The 19325-nt window shown below is 66.0% G+C and carries 15 protein-coding genes and 6 tRNA genes; 15 read left to right on the top strand and 6 right to left on the bottom strand.

The window, feature by feature from the left end:
• Positions 1 to 65: 65 nt before the first annotated feature.
• The 4 genes from DWG20_RS15490 to lgt form a co-directional block, all read right to left on the bottom strand.
• Entirely contained in the window at positions 66 to 1640 is a 1575-nt protein-coding gene (locus DWG20_RS15490) for a PhnE/PtxC family ABC transporter permease (protein WP_115434636.1), read from the bottom strand.
• Positions 1634 to 2431 (bottom strand): phosphonate ABC transporter ATP-binding protein, encoded by a 798-nt coding sequence (locus DWG20_RS15485; RefSeq protein WP_115434635.1) that lies wholly within the window; start codon positions 2429 to 2431, stop codon positions 1634 to 1636. Before DWG20_RS15485 ends, DWG20_RS15490 begins: the two co-directional genes overlap by 7 nt.
• Complete coding sequence (locus tag DWG20_RS15480; protein ID WP_115434634.1) at positions 2428 to 3276, bottom strand: putative selenate ABC transporter substrate-binding protein; 849 nt, start codon at positions 3274 to 3276, stop codon at positions 2428 to 2430. Before DWG20_RS15480 ends, DWG20_RS15485 begins: the two co-directional genes overlap by 4 nt.
• Positions 3277 to 3401: 125 nt before the next feature.
• Positions 3402 to 4265, bottom strand: a complete 864-nt coding sequence (gene lgt / locus DWG20_RS15475; RefSeq protein WP_115434633.1) for a prolipoprotein diacylglyceryl transferase — start codon at positions 4263 to 4265, stop codon at positions 3402 to 3404.
• Between the two features lie 73 nt (positions 4266 to 4338).
• Here lgt and ilvD point away from each other — a divergent pair, with 73 nt between their 5' ends.
• The 6 genes from ilvD (at position 4339) to DWG20_RS15445 (ending at position 12652) form a co-directional block, all read left to right on the top strand.
• Positions 4339 to 6195 carry a dihydroxy-acid dehydratase gene (gene ilvD / locus DWG20_RS15470; protein WP_115434632.1) on the top strand — a complete coding sequence of 619 codons (1857 nt, stop codon included), beginning with the start codon at positions 4339 to 4341 and terminating at the stop codon, positions 6193 to 6195.
• 728 nt (positions 6196 to 6923) lie between these two features.
• Complete coding sequence (locus DWG20_RS15465) at positions 6924 to 8018, top strand: hypothetical protein (protein WP_115434631.1); 1095 nt, start codon at positions 6924 to 6926, stop codon at positions 8016 to 8018.
• Positions 8019 to 8194: 176 nt separating this feature from the next.
• Positions 8195 to 9442, top strand: coding sequence for a serine hydroxymethyltransferase (gene glyA, locus DWG20_RS15460; protein ID WP_115434630.1), 1248 nt, complete (start codon positions 8195 to 8197; stop codon positions 9440 to 9442).
• A 74-nt stretch (positions 9443 to 9516) separates the two neighbouring features.
• The gene (gene nrdR / locus DWG20_RS15455) at positions 9517 to 9975 is read left to right on the top strand and encodes a transcriptional regulator NrdR (protein ID WP_115434629.1); all 459 of its coding nucleotides are present in this window, start codon (positions 9517 to 9519) and stop codon (positions 9973 to 9975) included.
• A 59-nt stretch (positions 9976 to 10034) separates the two neighbouring features.
• Positions 10035 to 11147, top strand: a complete 1113-nt coding sequence (gene ribD / locus DWG20_RS15450; RefSeq protein ID WP_115434628.1) for a bifunctional diaminohydroxyphosphoribosylaminopyrimidine deaminase/5-amino-6-(5-phosphoribosylamino)uracil reductase RibD — start codon at positions 10035 to 10037, stop codon at positions 11145 to 11147.
• 17 nt (positions 11148 to 11164) lie between these two features.
• Positions 11165 to 12652 (top strand): hypothetical protein, encoded by a 1488-nt coding sequence (locus tag DWG20_RS15445; protein WP_115434627.1) that lies wholly within the window; start codon positions 11165 to 11167, stop codon positions 12650 to 12652.
• Here the strand turns inward: DWG20_RS15445 and DWG20_RS15440 are convergent.
• Together DWG20_RS15440 and guaB are read right to left on the bottom strand one after the other, a co-directional pair.
• Positions 12610 to 13527 (bottom strand): alpha/beta fold hydrolase, encoded by a 918-nt coding sequence (locus tag DWG20_RS15440; protein ID WP_115434626.1) that lies wholly within the window; start codon positions 13525 to 13527, stop codon positions 12610 to 12612. The two genes, DWG20_RS15445 and DWG20_RS15440, sit on opposite strands and share 43 nt — an antisense overlap.
• A 116-nt stretch (positions 13528 to 13643) precedes the next feature.
• Complete coding sequence (guaB, locus tag DWG20_RS15435; RefSeq protein WP_115434625.1) at positions 13644 to 15104, bottom strand: IMP dehydrogenase; 1461 nt, start codon at positions 15102 to 15104, stop codon at positions 13644 to 13646.
• A gap of 147 nt (positions 15105 to 15251) precedes the next feature.
• Between guaB and DWG20_RS15430 the strand changes: the two genes are divergently transcribed.
• The 9 genes from DWG20_RS15430 (at position 15252) to DWG20_RS15390 (ending at position 18787) form a co-directional block, all read left to right on the top strand.
• Complete coding sequence (locus tag DWG20_RS15430) at positions 15252 to 15722, top strand: DUF4124 domain-containing protein (RefSeq protein ID WP_115434624.1); 471 nt, start codon at positions 15252 to 15254, stop codon at positions 15720 to 15722.
• Positions 15713 to 17530 carry an excinuclease ABC subunit UvrC gene (gene uvrC / locus DWG20_RS15425; protein ID WP_425451595.1) on the top strand — a complete coding sequence of 606 codons (1818 nt, stop codon included), beginning with the start codon at positions 15713 to 15715 and terminating at the stop codon, positions 17528 to 17530. The genes DWG20_RS15430 and uvrC overlap by 10 nt, the downstream gene beginning before the upstream one ends.
• Positions 17531 to 17542: 12 nt before the next feature.
• Complete coding sequence (gene pgsA, locus DWG20_RS15420) at positions 17543 to 18112, top strand: CDP-diacylglycerol--glycerol-3-phosphate 3-phosphatidyltransferase (protein ID WP_115434622.1); 570 nt, start codon at positions 17543 to 17545, stop codon at positions 18110 to 18112.
• A gap of 90 nt (positions 18113 to 18202) precedes the next feature.
• Positions 18203 to 18278 (top strand) — tRNA-Gly (locus tag DWG20_RS15415).
• Between the two features lie 16 nt (positions 18279 to 18294).
• A tRNA-Gly gene (locus tag DWG20_RS15410) sits at positions 18295 to 18370 on the top strand.
• A gap of 28 nt (positions 18371 to 18398) precedes the next feature.
• Positions 18399 to 18474 (top strand) — tRNA-Gly (locus DWG20_RS15405).
• Between the two features lie 18 nt (positions 18475 to 18492).
• Positions 18493 to 18568: transfer RNA gene (locus tag DWG20_RS15400), tRNA-Gly, on the top strand.
• Positions 18569 to 18610: 42 nt separating this feature from the next.
• A tRNA-Cys gene (locus tag DWG20_RS15395) sits at positions 18611 to 18684 on the top strand.
• 17 nt (positions 18685 to 18701) lie between these two features.
• Positions 18702 to 18787, top strand: a tRNA-Leu gene (locus DWG20_RS15390).
• Positions 18788 to 19325: the final 538 nt, after the last annotated feature.

Here is a 19325-nt window from a genome sequence, read left to right as displayed (position 1 = left end):
CGCAGGCGGGATAGGCTGGATTGTAGGCCATGAAGGGAGGGCGTAGCCGCCGCTCCCCGTTGCCTTCAGCGCTCCAGACGCCGCCGCACGGCACGGCTGATCGATTCGACGCCCCAAGATAGCAGCAGCATCGCCGCGATCACGCTCGCCGCGCTCTGCTGCTGGAACAGCGACAGCGCCAGATACAGCTGCTGGCCGAGCCCGCCGGCGCCGACGATGCCGAGCACCGCCGCGATGCGGATATTGTTCTCCCAGCGGTACAGCGTGTACGCGATCCACTGCGCGAGCACCTGCGGCAACAGGCCATAGGCGAAGGCCGCGATCCGTCCGGCGCCGAGAGCGATCAGCGCCGTCTCGGGCGCGCGCGGCGCGTTCTCCAGCGTCTCGGCGAACAGCCGGCCCAGCACGCCGCTGGTGTGCAGCGCCAGCGCCAGCACGCCGGCCGCAGGCCCGAGCCCGACCGCCAGCACCGCGAGCGCGGCCCACATCAGGTCGGGCACGCCGCGCAGCAGATTCAGCAGGAATCTCGCCGCCGACTTGGCGAAGCCGCCGAAGCGGCCGGCGGCCGGCACCGCCAAGAGCGCGCCGCCGGCGAACGCCAGCGCGCTGCCCAACAGCGAGATCGCCAGCGTCTCGAGCGTGCCGCGCGTCAGCTCGGCCAACGTCGACATGCCGAAGTCCGGCGGGAAGAATTCGGCGGCGAAGCGCGGCAGGCCGGAAAACTCGAAGCCCGAAGCCCGCCAGCCGGGCGCGAGCCAGGCGACGCTCGCGCCGAGGACCGCCAGCATGCAGGCGGCGACGGCGGCAAGCCCGGCGCGGCTCGTGCTCGCGCGGCGCGACGCGCGGCTGACCGCCTCGGTCATCAGCACCAAGAGCAGGAACACCATCATCAAGGTGCTGACCTCGCCGCCGTTCATCATCTTGATGCTGGTGTCGAGCAGCTGGCCGATGCCGCCGGCGCCGACGAAGCCCATCACCGCCGACGCGCGGATCGCGCATTCCCAGCGGTACACCGTGTAGCTCATCAGCTCGGGCAGCGCCTGCGGCCACACGCCCCACGCGAACCGTGCAAAACGGCCGGCACCCTGCGCGGCGAGCGCGCGCGCGGGCTGCGCCGGCTGCGATTCGACGATCTCGGCATACACCTTGCCGAGCATGCCGCCGTAGGCGAGGCCGAGCGCGAGCACCGCCGGCAGCGAGCCTAAGCCCGCGGCGCGCACGAACAGCAGCGCCCACACGATCTCGGGCACGCCGCGCAGGAAGACCAGCAGCGCGCGCAGCATGCCCTTTGCGCCTTCCGCGAGCGGATGCGCGCGTTCGGCGGTCAGCCGGTGCGCGTCCAGACCGCGGCTGGTGAGAAACGCCACCGGCGCGCCGATGACGATCGCCAATGCCAACCCGACGCTCGCGACCGCGAGCGTGGTCAGCGTTTCCCTGAGCAGTGACTCGAGAAAGGCCGCGTCGGCAGAAGGCGGGAAGAAGCCGGCGATGAAGCCGGCCAGCGTCGTCAGCGTTTCGGGCTGGAACAGCGTGAACGGGTTGAACCGGGTATAGGCGGCGCTCGGCAGCAAGAGCGCCAGCACCACGAGCGTGGTGACGACGCGCGGCCAGCGCGCCGGGTCGCGCGGTCTACTCAACATCGCTCGCCCCGCGGCAGCAGCGGCGCGGCGATCGGGGACAGGTCGGCCGAGCCTTCCTCGCCGGCGTAGAGCTCGGCCAGCAAGGCGTCGCCGACCGCTTCGCGCGGCAGGTCGAACGCGATGCGACCGGCGCGCACGCCGATCAGGCGCGGAAAGTGCGCGAGCGCGAGCTCTACCGAGTGCAGGCTCATCAACAGCGTCGCGCCGCGCGACTTCGCGTCGTCGGCCAACAACTGCACGGTGAGCTCGGCCAACCTCGGGTCGAGCGCCGACACCGGCTCGTCGGCCAGCAGCAGCGACGGCGCCTGATACAGCGCGCGCGCGACGCCGACCCGCTGCAGCTGGCCTCCCGACAGCGCATCGCAGTGCGACCACAGCTTGTCGGTCAGCCGGACCCGCGCGAGCGCCGCCTCGACGCCTTCGACGTCGCGCGGCGCGATCAGCGAAGCGAGCGCGGCCAGCCGCGACTGCCGAGCCAGCCGCCCGGCCGACACCGCCTGCACCACGCGCTGCCGCGCCGGCAGCGGCGGATGCTGGTAGACGGTGCCGATGCTCCCGCGCAGCGCTTTCAATTCGCCGCGCGACAGCGCCCAGGGGTTGGCCGAGCCTATCGTCACCGTCCCGGTGTCGGGCCGCAGCACGGTGTTGGCAAGCATCAACAGGCTGGTCTTGCCGGCGCCGGACGGGCCGATCAGCGCCGCCTGTTCGCCCGCGTCGAGCGTGAAGTCGACGCCCGACAGCACCGGCCGGCCCGACAGCGTCAGCGAGACCGACTCGAACGCCAGCCTCACTTCAACAGGCCCGCTTCGCGCGCGGCGGTCTCGATGCCCTTGTAGTTGGCGGGCTTAGTCGGGATGAAGCGCGTCGCGCGCTGCAGCTCGAGGATTTCTTTGTCCGCAGGCTTCTTCGCGTCGAGCTTGAGGAAGGCGGCGGCAAGCTTCTTCTGCAGCTTCGCGTCGAGGTTGGAGCGCACCGTCCAGTTGTAGTCGTAGTAGGTCGGCGTGGTGCCGATCAGCTTCACCTTGCTCGCGTCGACCTTGCCGGCCTCGTTGAGCTTGTCCCATACGGATGAGTTGAGCACGCCGCCGTCGACCTTGCCCGACGCGACCCACGCGACGGTCGCGTCGTGCGCGCCCGAGTAGGCGACGTTCTTGAAGTGGGTTTCCGGCTTGATGCCCTGCTTCTGCATGAAGTAGCGCGGCATCAGGTGGCCCGAGGTGCTCGACGCCGAGCCGAAGGCGAAGGTCTTGCCCTTAAGGTCCTTCAGGCTTTGCGCGCCGCTGGCGGTGCTGGCGATGAACTTGCTGGTGAAGCGGCTATCTTCTTCGCGCTGGACCAGAGGCGTGACCTGACCGCGCTGTTTGGCCTGCACGTAGGTGAAGCCGCCGAGCCACGCCAGGTCGATCTTGTCCGAGGTCAGCGCGGTCACGACGCCGGCGTAGTCGGTCACCGGCACGAACTCGACCTTCACGCCCAGCTCCTTCTCCAGGTAGGCGCCCAGCGGCGCGAACTTGCGCTGCAGCTCGGTAGGCGCCTCGTCAGGAATCGCCGATACGCGCAGTACGTCTTGGGCGAAAGTGGCGCCGGCAGTCGCGATCAGCGACAGCGCGGCGAAGGTCTTCACGATTTTTTTCATTCTGTTCTCCCTGCGGACGAAAGGCCGCGGTCAACGAAAAACCGGCCGAGGGCTCGGCCGGTCGGTGCGTGGCGGACGAAAAACCGCCGGATGGGAGGGCGAATATGCCCTCCCGAAATCTTTAGTTACGCGTTACGCGCCGCCTGTTGCGAACGGCTGGCGATCACCCACAGCGCGAGGCCGGCGACGATCATCGGCAGGCTCAGCCACTGGCCCATGCTGATGCTGTACGAATGGCCGAAGATGCCGGCGTCGGGCGTGCGGAAGTATTCGCAGATAAAGCGGAAGCCGCCGTAGCCGATCAGGAACAGCGCCGACACCTGGCGCAGCGGGCGTATCTTGCGGCTGAACAGCCACAGGATCACGAACAGCGCGATCCCTTCGAGCAGGAATTCGTAGAGCTGCGACGGGTGGCGCGGCAGCGCGCCGTACTGCATGAGCTGCGTCATCCATTCGGGCGACTGCTGCGCCATCGCCACATCGTCGCGCTGCGCCTGCGGGAACAGCATCGCCCACGGCAGCGACGGCTCGGCCGGGCGGCCCCACAACTCGCCGTTGATGAAGTTGCCCATGCGACCGGCGGCGAGGCCCAGCGGCACCAGCGGCGCGATGAAGTCGGTCACCTCCCAGAAGTTGCGCCCGTGACGGCGCGCGAACAGCCAGACCGCGACCAGCACGCCGAGGAAGCCGCCGTGAAAGCTCATGCCGCCGTTCCACACCGCGAGGATCTCGCCCGGGTGCGAGAAATAGTAGCCGGGCTGGTAGAACAGCACCTCGCCGAGCCGGCCGCCGAGCACGACGCCGACCACGCCGTAGAGCAGGAAGTCGTCGACCAGCTTGGGCGTCATGAAGGGATGGCCGGCCTTCGCGCGCCGGTTGCCCAGCCACAGAAAGGCCATGAAGCCGACCAGATACATCAGGCCGTACCAGTGAATCGCCAGCGGGCCGAACTGGACGGCGACCGGATCGAATTGGGGATGAACGAGCATTTGTCAGCTTTGGGCGTTTGCGGTAAAAGAAAAGGTTCAGAATTATACTCAGACTCCAGGACAAGGACCCACCATGCCCCAGTATCGTTCCCGCACCACCACCCACGGCCGCAACATGGCCGGGGCCCGCGCGCTGTGGCGCGCCACCGGCATGAAGGATGACGACTTCAACAAGCCGATCATCGCGATCGCCAACTCGTTCACGCAGTTCGTGCCGGGTCACGTGCACCTGCAGAACCTCGGCCAACTCGTCGCGCGCGAGATCGAGAAGGCCGGCGGCGTCGCCAAGGAATTCAACACCATCGCCGTCGACGACGGCATCGCGATGGGCCACGGCGGCATGCTGTATTCGCTGCCTTCCCGCGACCTGATCGCCGACTCGGTCGAATACATGGTCAACGCGCACTGCGCCGACGCGCTGGTGTGCATCTCCAACTGCGACAAGATCACCCCCGGCATGCTGATGGCCGCGTTGCGCCTGAACATCCCGGTGATCTTCGTCTCCGGCGGCCCGATGGAAGCGGGCAAGATCAACTGGCGCGGCGTCACCCGCGGCCTCGACCTCGTCGACGCGATGGTCGAGGCGGCCAACCCGAACGTGTCCGACGAGGAAGTCGCCGAAGTCGAGCGCTCGGCCTGTCCGACCTGCGGCTCCTGTTCCGGCATGTTCACCGCCAACTCGATGAACTGCCTGACCGAGGCGCTCGGTTTGAGCCTGCCGGGCAACGGCTCGCTGCTCGCCACCCACGGCGACCGCAAGCAGCTGTTCCTGCAGGCCGGTCGCACCATCGTCGAACTGGCCAAGCGCCACTACGAGCAGGACGACTATTCAGTCCTGCCGCGCAGCATCGCCACGCGCGAGGCGTTCGAGAACGCGATGAGCCTAGACGTCGCGATGGGCGGCTCGACCAACACCGTGCTGCACCTGCTGGCCGCCGCCAGCGAAGCCGGCGTCGACTTCAAGATGGCCGACATCGACCGCATCAGCCGCGGCGTGCCGTGCCTGTGCAAGGTCGCGCCGGCGACGCAGAAATACCATATGGAAGACGTGCACCGCGCCGGCGGCGTGGTCGGCATCCTGTCCGAACTGAACCGCGCAGGCCTGATCCACGCTGACGTGCCGACCGTGCATGCGGCTACGCTCGGCGCAGCGCTCGAAACGTGGGACGTGATCGGCAAACCGGCCGACGACACGGCGGTGACCTTGTACCGCGCGGCGCCGGGCGGTGTCGCGACGACCATCGCGTTCAGCCAGAGCATGCGCTACCCGGAACTCGACGACGACCGCGTAGACGGCTGCATCCGCAACAAGGAGAACGCTTACAGCCAGGACGGCGGCCTCGCCGTGCTGTACGGCAACATCGCCGAACGCGGCTGCATCGTGAAGACCGCCGGCGTCGACGACTCCATCCTCAAGTTCACCGGCCGCGTGCGCATCTTCGAAAGCCAGGACGACGCGGTCGCGAGCATCCTCGCCGATCAAGTGGTCGCTCGCGACCTGGTGCTGATCCGCTACGAAGGTCCGAAAGGCGGCCCGGGCATGCAGGAAATGCTCTACCCGACCTCGTACCTGAAGTCCAAGGGCCTCGGCAAGGAATGTGCGCTGCTGACCGACGGCCGTTTCTCCGGCGGCACCTCGGGCCTGTCTATCGGCCACGTCTCGCCGGAAGCGGCCGAAGGCGGCGCGATCGGCCTGGCCGAAGAGGGCGACACGCTCGAGATCGACATCCCGAACCGCACGATCAATTTGCTGGTGTCCGACGAGGAGCTGGCTCGCCGTCGCGCGGCGATGGAAGCGAAGGGCAAGGACGCGTGGAAACCGGTCGGCCGCGAGCGCGTGGTGAGCCCGGCGCTGCGCGCCTACGCAGCGATGACGACCAGTGCCGACACCGGCGCGATCCGCGACGTGAGCCAGGTCGAGAAGCAATAAGCACGACCGATTCAGCAGAACAAACGGGCCGCACGATGCGGCCCGTTTTTTTTCGGCAGCGCGAACTTTTCAGCGCTCGTATCGTTCCTACTTTATGACGGCTCGCTTGCGGGCCGCAGTTTCCCTGACAGTTTTGCTTTTCGAGCCGCCGGCAGCGTCATGCTTCCGGCGCTTTTTTCGTTTTTGTCGCAATTTGAAACCCGGTGCCGCCAAGCGAGCGAACGCGAATATTTTCGCGCCTTGCTTGAAGACGTTTAAATTGCTGCAATGCAACATGCCAATGAAGCGTCGTGCTGAAAATAATCAGGCCGGGAGTCTGAGGGGGCGGTGAAGCGATTTGTGAAACGGCGTTCCACCTAAGTGCTTGATCGGGAATGGCTGGTGGGAGAAAGGGAGTCGCTTGCCGGAAAAAAGGCAAAAAAAAGGCGGGGCACGAAGCCCCGCGACAAGTCTACAAAGGAGAAATAGAGGAGAAACTATCAAGAAGCAATTGCTGCATCTCAACGAGAACCGATTATCCGGATTTGCCCCCGGGGTGTCAACAGTGTTTTTTCGCTTTCGTACAATCCTGCACGTCTACGTCGCGTTTTGACGACTTTTTCTGTTTGAAAACGAAAATTAACGAAAAACTCACCCGCGGGTTCTAGGGAGAACCCGGGTTCGTGCCGTTTTGCCGGCTGTGAGACAATGCGCCTATCAAGGAATCCGTCTCGGAGACGTCCCGAACCATGCCGATGTCCGCACCTTCGCTGCCCGATCCGCGGCAGTACTCCGCCGTCCCGCCTTCCAACGACATCCTGCGCCAGACTTCCGCGATCCTGGCGGCCGCCACGGCCGACGAGAGGGAGATGTGGGTGTCCTCGCTCAAATCAAGCCTCGCCGATCGCCTGAGCGTCGAAGACATGGTGCCGATCTCGGTCGCTCTCGCGATGGTCGATTCGGAGGCCGCCTACCGCACGCTGTGGCAGTCGCTCGGCGAAGCGCTCGACGGCGACATCGTCGTGTTCGCGATGCCCGTCGTGCTGGTCGCCGGCAGCAAGGGCGCGGCCTGCCTGTCGGGCGAGCTGGCCGACGTGGAGGGTCTGGCTACGCTCGTCGCCAAGGTCGGGCTGGTGAACGATGCGTCTCGCGTGACGTGGTTGCCGCAACTCTTGCATCCGGACACGCTGGCCGGCGTCAAGTCGGCGCGGCTCTATCGCCTTGCCAACGGCTCGCCCGACGCGGCACGCGACGCGCTCGCCGTCTTGCCGGCCGCGCCGGTCGCTTTGTCGGGCGAGGGCGTATTCCTCCGTTATCTGGTCGGTGTCGCCGAGCGCGGCGCCGACGGTAGCCTGCCGCTTTCCTTGTCCGGCAGCGTCGGCGCCTGGGGCATGCCGCTGATGCAGTGGCTGAACACCGCGCTCAAGACCGAAGGTGTGACCTTGTTCTCGATGCCGCGCGTGCCGCAGGCGCTGACCGCCGCGTTGGTGGCCGGCGGCCAGGCGCGCCACGAGGTCGCGATGCAGGTGTTCGCCAGCAACCGCATCCGCAAGCTGCGCGAGCTGTCGCTTACGCCGGTGGCGATCGCCAGCGCGCACGAAGGCGGCGAGCTGCGCTTCACGCTGTCGGCCAGCGGCGACGTGAAGAACTGGGAAGGCTTCGTGTGGCCGCTGTCGCCACTCGACTCGGTGCCGCTGATCGCAAGCCAGTTCGCCGAACTGATGGCCGACTGCCGCGTCGACGACGTGCGCTTCGTGCCGCAGCTGGCGGCCGACAAGGACGGCGACGTGCCGGTGTTTTTCACCGCCGACGACCTGCCGCCGGCCGGCGCGGCCTTGCAGTAAGTCCCGTCCCAGCTTTCAGCGCGCCTGCCATGCTGCCCCGGGTGTGTCGCAGGATCGATGCGCCGACGGCAACAACACAAATTCCGTTCATGTCCGCCCCGCCGTTTTTTCATGTCGGGCGGGCGGGCGCCTCATGTAGAATTCGTAATGACCTTTAACTTTTGGGTGAAACGACCATGTTTGCAGCCGATCTGACCCTTGCCAAATACGACCCTGAGCTGTCCGCCGCGATGGACGCCGAATACCGCCGCCAGGAAGATCACGTCGAACTGATCGCGTCCGAAAACTACGTGAGCTACGCGGTGATGGAAGCGCAAGGCTCGGTGCTGACCAACAAGTACGCCGAAGGCTATCCGAACAAGCGCTACTACGGCGGCTGTGAGCATGTCGACGTGGTCGAGCAACTGGCGATCGACCGCCTGAAGGCGCTGTTCGGCGCCGAATACGCGAACGTGCAGCCGCACTCGGGCTCGCAGGCGAACCAGGCGGTGTATGTGTCGGTGCTGAAACCGGGCGACACCATCCTCGGCATGAGCCTCGCGCACGGCGGCCACCTGACGCACGGCGCGTCGGTGAATATCTCGGGCAAGCTGTACAACGTGGTCGCCTACGGCCTCGACGAAAACGAAGTGCTCGACTACGCGCAGGTCGAACGCCTGGCGCGCGAACACAAGCCGAAGATGATCGTCGCCGGCGCTTCGGCCTACGCGCTGGAAATCGACTGGGCGCGTTTCCGCAAGATCGCCGACGAAGTCGGCGCCTACCTGTTCGTCGACATGGCCCACTACGCGGGCTTGGTCGCCGGCGGCGAATACCCGAACCCGGTGCCGTTCGCCGACTTCATCACCACCACCACGCACAAGACGCTGCGCGGCCCGCGCGGCGGCGTGATCCTCGCTAAGGCCGAGCACGAGAAGATCCTGAATTCGGCGATCTTCCCGTGCCTGCAGGGCGGCCCGCTGATGCACGTGATCGCCGCCAAGGCGGTCGCGTTCAAGGAAGCCGCGAGCCCGGAATTCAAGGACTACGCCCGCCAAGTCAAGGCCAACGCCAAGGTGATGGCCGAAACGCTGACCGAGCGCGGCCTCAGGATCGTGTCGGGCAAGACCGAATCGCACATGTTCCTGGTCGACCTGCGCGCCAAGAACATCACCGGCAAGGACGCCGAAGCGGCGCTCGGCCGTGCGCACATCACCGTCAACAAGAACGCGATCCCGAACGACCCGGAAAAACCGTTCGTGACCTCGGGCATCCGTATCGGCACCCCGGCGATGACCACCCGCGGTTTCGGCGTCGAAGAGGCGAAGCAGCTCGCGAACCTGATCGCCGACGTGCTCGACGCGCCGCAGGACGAGGCCAACCTCGCCCGCGTCGCCGAGTCGGTGAAGGCGCTGTGCCAGCGGCTGCCGGTGTACGGCAAGTAAGCCTTGCCCTTGTGGCATAATGAAAAGCGGCCTCCGGGCCGCTTTTTTGTCATGACTTTCGGGATGGGCCGGCCATGAAATGTCCGTTTTGCGGCGGTAACGATACCCAGGTCGTCGATTCGCGCGTCAGTGACGACGGCGCGAGCATCCGCCGCCGCCGCCGCTGCGCCGACTGCGACAAGCGCTTTACCACGTATGAGACCGCCGACGTGCGCATGCCGCAGGTGGTGAAGACGAGCGGCCAGCGCAGCGAGTTCGACGAGCAGAAACTGCGCACCAGCTTCCTGCGCGCGCTGCACAAGCGCCCGGTGCCGACCACGCTGGTCGACGAGGCGATCGACCGCGTCAACCACCGGCTCTTGCAGCTGGGCGAGCGCGAAGTCAGCAGCCGCCAGATCGGCGAGATGGTGATGGCGGAGCTCGCGCGGCTCGACAAGGTCGCCTACGTGCGCTTCGCGTCGGTCTACCGCAGCTTCCAGGACGTCGCCGAATTCACCGACGCGATCGAGGAAATCCAGAAGAAGGCCGACTGAGTCGGCACCATTTGACTCTCGGCCAACCTTCAGCGGCTTGGCCGATTAGCGAGAAAGACATGTCGTTTACCGCCGAAGACCACGCGATGATGGCGCGCGCGCTGCAACTGGCCGAGCGCGCGCTCTTCACCACCACGCCCAATCCGCGCGTCGGCTGCGTGATCGTCAAGGATGGCCGTATCGTCGGCGAGGGCTGGCATCACGAGGCCGGCACGCCGCACGCCGAAGTGCACGCGTTGGCGATGGCAGGCCTGGCCGCGCGCGGCGCGACCGCCTACGTCACGCTCGAGCCGTGCAGCCACCACGGCCGCACGCCGCCGTGCGCCGACGCGCTGGTCAAGGCCGGCGTCGCGCGCGTGGTCGCGGCGATGGGCGACCCGAACCCCGATGTGAACGGGCAGGGGATGAAAAGGTTGGCCGAGGCAGGGATCGAAACCGAAGTCGGGCTGCTGGAGTCGCAGGCCCGCGAACTTAACAAGGGTTTCCTGTCGCGCATCGAGCGCGGCCGGCCGTGGGTGACGGTGAAGACCGCGTCCAGCCTCGACGGCAAGACCGCGCTCTTGAACGGGCAGAGCCAGTGGATCACCGGTCCCGAGGCGCGCCGCGACGTGCACGCGCTGCGCGCGCGTTCTTGCGCGGTGCTGACCGGCAGCGGCACGGTGATCGCCGACGATCCGCAGCTGACGGTGCGCGAGGTCGAGACGACGCGCCAGCCTATGCGCGTGGTGGTCGACAGCGCACTGGCGACATCGTTTGACGCGAAGATTTATAACACGGAAGTCGCGCCGACCTGGCTGGCGACGGCCGTCGCCGACCCTGCCCGCCATGTGCCTTATCTTGCGCGCGGCGTCCACGTGAAGGTGTTGCCCGCCGCCGATGGCCGCGTCGATCTTGCCGCGCTGCTTTCAACGTTGGCCGAGGCCGGCGTCGGCGAGCTGATGGTCGAGGCCGGCGCGGGGCTGAACGGCGCCTTGCTCGCCGCGGGCCTCGTCGACGAACTGTACCTTTACTACGCGATGACCTTGATCGGCCATCATGCCCATGGCTTGTTCGAGTGGTCTGAGTTAACATGCCTCCGTAATAAACAGGCTGTGCGACTCCTCGATTGTCGCGCGGTCGGCGCCGACCTGCGGCTGATCTGCGCGGTAGAGGTCTCCCGCCCGGCAGCCTGAGCATCCAAGGAGAAGGTATGTCAGCGGTCTGGGATGTCTACGGATCAAACTTTCCCGGCGATAAGTCCGACAAACCGTCCGAGACGCCGGAGTCGGCTGCGACCGGCCCGGCGCTGTCCGGTGCCTGGGACGACATGCTCGCCGGACACCGGCTCAAGCTGGCCGGCAGCGACGGCAGCGATGCGCCTGCCGAGCCCTCGTCGGGCGGCGAAGCGCCGTCGTGGAACGAGTTCGTCCGGCAGCATCAACTGCCTCAGCGTGAAGGCGACGCGCCCGCGGCCAGAGGCTCGGCGCTGTCCAGCGCGTGGGACGACCTGTTGGCCGGCCACCGCCTTCCCGTCGAGGCGAGCGAGCCGGATGCCGGCCCGGCCAAGAAGACCGGCGACTCCACGCTCGGCAACGCGTGGGAGGACATGTTCGCCGCGCAACGCCAGCAGATCAGCGAAGCCGAGCCCGAGCCGGTGCAGAGGAAGGGCGCGCCGTCGATCTTCGACCTGTGGGACGGCGTTTACGCCGAACGCAAGATCGAGCGACTTGAGGGCTCGGCGCCGCTGCCGCCGGAGCAGACGGAGACGCGGGGCAAGCTCGACCAGCCGAGTACGCTCGCGTCGATCGCCGGCGCGTGGTTCGGCCGTTTCAACGAGCGCTTGGACGACGCCGAGCCTGCGCCGAGCGAGGCCGATGCGCCATCGATGTTCGGTGTCTGGGGCGACCTTTATAGCAAGCCGAACCGCGCTGAGGAAATAGCCAACGAGGCTTTTACTGGTCCCGTGCCCGACCCCTTGTCCGACGCACCGGGTGCCGCCGCCGCGTTCCAGCAGTGGAGCGAGTTGACGCCGAACAAGACGCTACTGCAGCGCGTGAGCGCGACGGCCGAAGAATCGCCGGCCTACCGCCCGGTGCAGGCGTATCTCAGCCTCTTGGCGCGTCGTGGCGCCGATCCGCAGGCGCTGCTCGCACGCCAGCGCCTGCTCGGCCAACTGCTGCCGCATCTGAATGGCATCCGCTACGACGGCTACCGCGTCGCGGTCGAAACCTTCCTCGCCGGCTGTCGCAACGGCGAGCGCGGCGCCGCCCTGCAGTGCGCGCGCGAATACTTCTATTTCTGGATCGGCGACGTACGGCGGCTGGCTTCGGTCGCCGGACGCCAGGGTTTCTCGACGCGCGAGGTCGCACTCGAGAATTCGGCGGGTTTCCAGTCGCTGCGCGAGCGCATGGGGCAGGAAGGCTTCGTACGCTTCCCGCCGTCGCTCGACATCTACCTCGGCCACCTGTACGAGCACGGCCTGTCGAGCGGCGAGCTGTCGCGCCGCGAGAGCCTGGTGCAGGCGCTGATCTACCTGCAGGGCGGCGCGCCCTACCTGCCCGAGCGTTACCGGATGGCGGTCGACGCGCTGTTGATGCATTTCTCCGAGCTCGCAGACAAGTCGGCGGTCGTGTCGCTGGCGCGCGAGTTCTTCTACTACTGGGTGTCGGTCCCGCCGGCGTCGGCGCGCGCCGGCTGAGCAGCGAAGAACGCCGCCAGCGCCTTGGCTGCCGCCTCGGGCTGTTCGAGGTGCAGCATGTGGCCGGCGTTCTCTACGGTGACTTCTTCCAAATCAGCGAAGCATTCGCGGCGTTCGTCCAGCGTCGCGAACACGCCCTTGGCCATCGGGTGATCCCAGGTGTCGCCGCCGATCAGCCACAGCACCGGCGCGGCGATGCGCCGCCAGCAAGCCTTCGCTTCTTCCAGCCGGTACAGCACCGGGTTCACCATCTTGTGGCGCGGGTCGGCGCGGTAGCGCAGCGTGCCGCCGTCTGCCACCGTCAACGCTTCGGCCATGAACCGCGCGCGTTCGCGCGTGAGATGTCTGTTGCGCTCGATCTGGCGCTCGGCCACCCTTTCCACGCTTTCCAGTGGCCCGAACACCGGCGCCGCGCGCGTCTCGCGCAGCCAGCGCGCGTAGCGGCCCGGCGCTTCTTCGGGCTTGGTCGCCGGCAGGCCGAAGCCTTCGAGCGACGCGAGCTTCGCGACGCGCTCCGGCCGGATGCCGGCGTACAGCATGGCTACCATGCCGCCCATGCTGTGTCCGGCCAGCCACACCGGCGAGCGCGGCGAAAAGTGTTCGAGCAGCGCGTCGAGGTCGGCGAGGTAGTCGGGCGCGTAGTAGCCGCCGACATTCCAGTCCGATTCGCCGAAGCCGCGCCAGTCGATCGATACCACGGTCCAGCCGGCCGGCAGCGCGTCGACGAGGAACTGGAACGACGCCGAGCAGTCCATCCAGCCGTGCAGCAGGAACAGCGTCGGCGCATCGGCTTCGCCGTGCCAGACGCGAACATGGTGGCGGTGGCGGTTGAGGCCGAGAAGCTGTGAGGAGCTGGGGCGGGAGAGGGCGGTCATGACGCTATTGTAGCGTCATCAAGGTCCGGCCGAGCTCGGCCAACCTTGCTTATTCAACAGGCAAACAAAAACGCCACCGCGAACGGTGGCGTCTGGCAAGGAAGGAACGGCGCGGTTCAGCGCGACACGTTGTAGTTCGGCGCTTCCTTGGTGATCTGCACGTCGTGCACGTGCGACTCGCTCATGCCGGCCGAGGTGATCTCGACGAACTCGGCCTTCTCGTGCAGCTCGGCGATGGTCTTGCAGCCGAGGTAGCCCATGGAAGAGCGCAGGCCGCCCATCAGCTGGTGGATCACCGGCACGATCGAACCCTTGTACGGCACGCGGCCCTCGATGCCTTCCGGCACGTATTTGTCGGCGGACGAGCTGTCTTGGAAATAGCGGTCGGAGGAGCCCTGCGACATCGCGCCGAGCGAACCCATGCCGCGGTAGGACTTGTACGAACGGCCCTGGTACAGCTCGACCTCGCCCGGTGCCTCCTCGGTGCCGGCGAACATGCCGCCGAGCATCACGCAGTGCGCGCCGGCGGCCAGCGCCTTGGCGATGTCGCCCGAGAAGCGGATGCCGCCGTCGGCGATCAGCGGCACACCGGTGCCGGCCAATGCGTCGGCGACGTTGTGGATCGCGGTTAGCTGCGGTACGCCGACGCCGGCGACGATACGCGTGGTGCAGATCGAGCCCGGGCCGATACCGACCTTGACACCGTCGGCGCCGGCTTCGACCAGCGCGCGCGCGGCGGCGGCGGTGGCGATATTGCCGCCGATCACGTCGACCTGCGGGAAGTTCTGCTTGACCCAACGCACGCGGTCGAGCACGCCCTGGCTGTGGCCGTGCGCGGTGTCGACGACGACGACGTCGACGCCGGCCTCGACCAGCGCGGCGACGCGCTCGTCGGTTTCAGCACCGACGCCGACCGCGGCGCCGACGCGCAGACGGCCTTGGCCGTCCTTGTTCGCGTTCGGGTGTTCGCGGGTCTTGATGATGTCCTTGACGGTGATCAGGCCCTTTAGTTCGAAGGCGTCGTTCACCACCAGCACGCGCTCGAGCTTGTGCTGGTGCATCAGATCGCGCGCCTCGTCGATGCTGGCGCCTTCCTTGACGGTCACCAGGCGCTCGCGCGGCGTCATGATCGAACGGACGGTCACGTCGAGGCGGGTCTCGAAGCGCAGGTCGCGGTTGGTGACGATGCCGACCACCTTGCCGGCCTCGACCACCGGCAGGCCGGAGATCTTGTGCTGGCGGCTGAGGGAAACCAGATCGCGTACCAGCATGTCTGGAGCGATGGTGATCGGGTCCTTGACCACGCCGCTTTCGTGGCGTTTCACCTTGGACACTTGCTGCGCCTGCTGCTCGGCCGACATGTTCTTGTGCAAGATGCCGATGCCGCCTTCCTGAGCGAGCGCGATCGCCAGGCGTGCCTCGGTCACCGTGTCCATGGCGGCGGACAGGATCGGTAGGTTCAGCTGGATATTGCGGGTCAGGGCGGTGGACAAGAGGACATCGCGCGGCAGGACGGCGGAGTGCGCGGGGACAAGCAGGACGTCGTCAAAGGTATAGGCTTTTTCGATGATACGCATCTGGCATTTTCCTTTGCGGCAAATAAACATTATACCGGCTAACGTTTTCGCTGGCAAAATCAGGCAAACCCTGCTACGGCGATCCATTAAAGGGGTGACGCGCGGTCTCACCAGCATACAGCGGCCCTCGGGCCAGAATAGGGAGGAATGATGAAACTTGTCGCTTTGATCAGCTGTGCGACGCTGTTGTTCGCCGCAGGCGCCCACGCCACGGTCTATACGTACAAGGACGCCAACGGCAAGACGGTGTTTTCCGACCAGCCGCCGCCCGGCGTGACCGCGAAGCCAGTGACGGTCAAACCGGCCGCGACGCCGCCGGCCTCGGCCAACGCCGCCGTCAATGCTTCGGGCGGCGTCGCTAGGCCTAAGGCCGACACGGGCAAGGAGCTCGACGCGCAGAACGCCAAGGTGAAGGAGGAGAATGCCAAGATCGACGCGCAGAACGCCAAGGTCAAGCAAGAGAACTGTACGCGCGCGCGCGGCAACCTGGCGGTCGTGCAGCAGGGTGGGCGGGTGAAGTTCGTCGACAAGAACGGCAACGTGCAGTACCTCGACGACAAGAACCGCGCCGACCAGCTGCGTCAGGCCGAGCAGAACGTAGCGACCTGGTGCAAGTGAAAACGCCGCCCCACACCTTCGATCCGAAACCGGTGCTCGCCAACCTGCCCGGCCTGCCCGGCGTCTACCGCATGCTCGACGCGCGTGGTGACGTGCTCTATGTCGGCAAGGCGATCGACCTGAAAAAGCGCGTCAGCTCCTACTTCCAGAAGAGCGACCTGTCGCCGCGCATCCAGTTGATGGTACGCCAGATCGCCGCGATCGAGACCACGGTCACGCGCAACGAGGCCGAGGCGCTGATCCTCGAAAACAACCTGATCAAGGCGCTCGCCCCGAAGTACAACATCCTGTTCCGCGACGACAAGTCGTATCCCTACCTGATGCTGTCCGGCCACGCGTTCCCGCAGCTGGCGTACTACCGCGGCCCGCTCGACAAGCGCCACCAGTTCTTCGGTCCTTACCCGAACGGCTACGCGGTGCGCGAGAGCATCCAGATTCTGCAGAAGGTGTTCCGCATTCGTACCTGCGAGGACAGCGTGTTCGCCAACCGCTCGCGGCCCTGTCTCCTTTACCAGATCAAGCGCTGCTCGGGACCGTGCGTCGGCTTGATCAGCCCGGACGACTACCGGCGCGACGTGCAAAGCGCGGTGTCCTTCCTGCAGGGCAAGCAGAACGAGCTGATAACGCTCTTGTCGCAGCGCATGGAAGCGGCCGCGGCGGCGCTCGAATTCGAGCAGGCGGCCGAACTCCGCGACCAGATCCAGGCGCTGGTGCGCGTGCAGGAAAAGCAGTTCGTCGAGAGCAATACCAGCCAGCTCGATTGCGACGTGGTGGTCGCGGTCGAAGAGGGTGGCTTGAGCTGCGTGAACCTGACGATGATCCGCGGCGGCCGCCACCTGGGCGACAAGAGCTTCTTCCCCAATAGCGCCGGCGACGCCGACGCGCTGGCGACGCTCGAGGCCTTCCTCGGCCAGCATTACCTCGGCGCGCCGCTGCCGCCGCTGATCCTCGTCAACCTCGACGTCAGCGAGGTGCTGCGCGATTACCTCGTCGAGCGCGCCGGGCGCCGGCTCGCGATCAACGCCAACCCGATCGGCGAGCGGCGCGTGTGGCTCGAGATGGCCGAGAAGAACGCGCGGCTGGCGATCGGCCAGCGTGCGGCGAGCCGCGCGACGCAGACGCTGCGCCTCGAGGCGTTGGCCGAGCAGCTGGAAATGGAAGCGCTCGAGCGGCTCGAGTGCTTCGACATCAGCCACACGATGGGCGAGGCGACCGTCGCCTCGTGCGTGGTGTACGACAAGGGCGCGATGCAGCCGTCCGAATACCGGCGCTACAACATCGAGACCGCCGCGGCCGGCGACGACTACGGCGCGATGCGCGAGGTGCTGACTCGCCGTTATACCAAGTTGGCCGGGGGCGAAGGCAAGCTGCCCGACGTCGTGCTGATTGACGGCGGCAAGGGCCAGGTCGGCGTCGCGCTCGAGGTGTTGGCCGAGGTCGGCCTCAACCTGCCGGTGGTCGGCGTCGCCAAGGGCGAGGAGCGCAAGGTAGGTCTGGAAACCCTGATTCTGCCGTTCCTGCAAAAGACGGTACAATTGCCGAGCGACCATCCGGCGCTGCACCTGATCCAGACCATCCGCGACGAGGCACACCGCTTCGCCATCACCGGCCACCGCGCGCGCCGCGCCAAGGCGCGCGTCACCTCGAGCCTGGAAGACATCCCGGGCATCGGCGCCAAGCGTCGCCAGCGCCTGCTGACCCGTTTCGGCGGCCTCAGGGGCGTCGCGGCGGCCAGCGTCGACGACCTGGCGCAGGTGGAAGGCATCAGCCGCGCGCTGGCCGAAAAAATTTACAACGCCCTGCATTAAGACGCGCCCCCCATGCCCTTTAATCTGCCCATCTTTCTGACCTGGCTGCGGGTCGGCCTGATCCCGGTCTTCGTGATCGTCTTCTACCTGCCGGACACGGTGCTGACGCCGCGCTCGGCCAACCTCCTGGCGGCGCTGATCTTCGCGGTGGCCAGCATCACCGACTGGCTCGACGGTTACCTCGCGCGCCGGCTCGGCCTGACCTCGTCGTTCGGCGCCTTCCTCGACCCGGTGGCCGACAAGCTGATCGTCGCCGCCGCGCTGATCCTGCTGGTCGACCAGGGGCGGACCTACGCCTGGCTCGCGATGATCATCATCGGCCGCGAGATCGCGATCTCGGCGCTGCGCGAGTGGATGGCGGAAATGGGCAAGCGCAAGAGCGTCGCGGTGGCGACCATCGGCAAGCTCAAGACCAGCGCGCAGATGGCGGCCATCCTGCTGCTCTTGTTCGCCGAACCCTTGATTCCGGGCGTGTCGACCCTGCTCGTCGGCAACCTGTTCATGGTGGTCGCGGCGATTTTGACTTTGTGGTCAATGGTTTATTACCTGCGCATGGCGGCGCGCGAATTTTCAGGAAAATAAACTGAACGGAATGTGTTGACAGCCCCAGATTAATCCTTATAATTCGCAGTCTCTTGCAGCAGACGACGAGTCGAAAGCGAGAAAGTTAGAGCGGGAATAGCTCAGTTGGTAGAGCGCAACCTTGCCAAGGTTGAGGTCGCGAGTTCGAGCCTCGTTTCCCGCTCCAGCATGATCCAGGTCATGCGGGAATAGCTCAGTTGGTAGAGCGCAACCTTGCCAAGGTTGAGGTCGCGAGTTCGAGCCTCGTTTCCCGCTCCAAAAGCCTGTTTCAGAAAATCTGTGTGATGCGGGAATAGCTCAGTTGGTAGAGCGCAACCTTGCCAAGGTTGAGGTCGCGAGTTCGAGCCTCGTTTCCCGCTCCAACCGTCACACAGCAATACGCGGGAATAGCTCAGTTGGTAGAGCGCAACCTTGCCAAGGTTGAGGTCGCGAGTTCGAGCCTCGTTTCCCGCTCCAGTTTATTGCGACCCGGTGGCAGCCGGTTCGACGCCAGTCAAAGGCGGGGTAGCAAAGTGGTTATGCAGCGGCCTGCAAAGCCGTCTACGCCGGTTCGATTCCGACCCCCGCCTCCAATTCAGTTGATTATTTCGCCCGGGTGGTGAAATGGTAGACACAGCGGACTTAAAATCCGCCGACCTCGCGGTCGTGCCGGTTCGAGTCCGGCTCCGGGCACCACATCAGCATCCAGCGAAGTCCAAGTAAGTCCAGATAACCCGCACAGCACAAGGCTTTGCGGGTTTTTTGTTGTCCAGCGTCGTCCAGAAACATCCAGCTACATCCGGCCAATCTGTGTACCTTTTTGTGTACCTTCCTAGAACGCCCCCGGAAAAAGGTACACAATCCCGTCACTAGCACCTTTTCCGATTCATACACTGGTTAGAAAAATGTATGTATGACCCTCAAGCGCCCCGTGGCATCGGATCGGCCGCGCGGCTGGGGATTCATCCATTTTCCCGACCCCCTCAAAAAACCGTTGTGACAGTTGTGACGGTTGTGACAGCCAATAAATCAAAGGCTTACATGGGGTGCCGTGTTGTGACAAAACCGTTTGTCACAACGTGACAGGCCAGAATCGGGGCAAAACACCAGCCGGACCCCATCGCCTGATAGCCAAGCAAGGCCGCCGAAAGGCGGGCGCGGATGGGGCTTCGCCCCAGCCTAGCGGCGCATCGGAGATGGGATCGAAAAGGTACACCGCAAAAGGTACACACGA

Source organism: Crenobacter cavernae (genome assembly GCF_003355495.1).
GTDB classification, from domain to species: domain Bacteria; phylum Pseudomonadota; class Gammaproteobacteria; order Burkholderiales; family Chromobacteriaceae; genus Crenobacter; species Crenobacter cavernae.
The sequence above is the reverse complement of the archived record's forward strand: the minus strand, read 5'-3'. Positions and strand labels throughout refer to the sequence as shown.

Coding starts and splice junctions, on each gene's coding strand:
- DWG20_RS15490 (WP_115434636.1), bottom strand. CDS start 1,640: ATGTTGAGTAGACCGCGCGACCCGGCGCGCTGGCCGCGCGTCGTCACC.
- DWG20_RS15480 (WP_115434634.1), bottom strand. CDS start 3,276: ATGAAAAAAATCGTGAAGACCTTCGCCGCGCTGTCGCTGATCGCGACT.
- lgt (WP_115434633.1), bottom strand. CDS start 4,265: ATGCTCGTTCATCCCCAATTCGATCCGGTCGCCGTCCAGTTCGGCCCG.
- ilvD (WP_115434632.1), top strand. CDS start 4,339: ATGCCCCAGTATCGTTCCCGCACCACCACCCACGGCCGCAACATGGCC.
- DWG20_RS15465 (WP_115434631.1), top strand. CDS start 6,924: ATGCCGATGTCCGCACCTTCGCTGCCCGATCCGCGGCAGTACTCCGCC.
- glyA (WP_115434630.1), top strand. CDS start 8,195: ATGTTTGCAGCCGATCTGACCCTTGCCAAATACGACCCTGAGCTGTCC.
- nrdR (WP_115434629.1), top strand. CDS start 9,517: ATGAAATGTCCGTTTTGCGGCGGTAACGATACCCAGGTCGTCGATTCG.
- ribD (WP_115434628.1), top strand. CDS start 10,035: ATGTCGTTTACCGCCGAAGACCACGCGATGATGGCGCGCGCGCTGCAA.
- DWG20_RS15445 (WP_115434627.1), top strand. CDS start 11,165: ATGTCAGCGGTCTGGGATGTCTACGGATCAAACTTTCCCGGCGATAAG.
- DWG20_RS15440 (WP_115434626.1), bottom strand. CDS start 13,527: ATGACCGCCCTCTCCCGCCCCAGCTCCTCACAGCTTCTCGGCCTCAAC.
- guaB (WP_115434625.1), bottom strand. CDS start 15,104: ATGCGTATCATCGAAAAAGCCTATACCTTTGACGACGTCCTGCTTGTC.
- DWG20_RS15430 (WP_115434624.1), top strand. CDS start 15,252: ATGATGAAACTTGTCGCTTTGATCAGCTGTGCGACGCTGTTGTTCGCC.
- pgsA (WP_115434622.1), top strand. CDS start 17,543: ATGCCCTTTAATCTGCCCATCTTTCTGACCTGGCTGCGGGTCGGCCTG.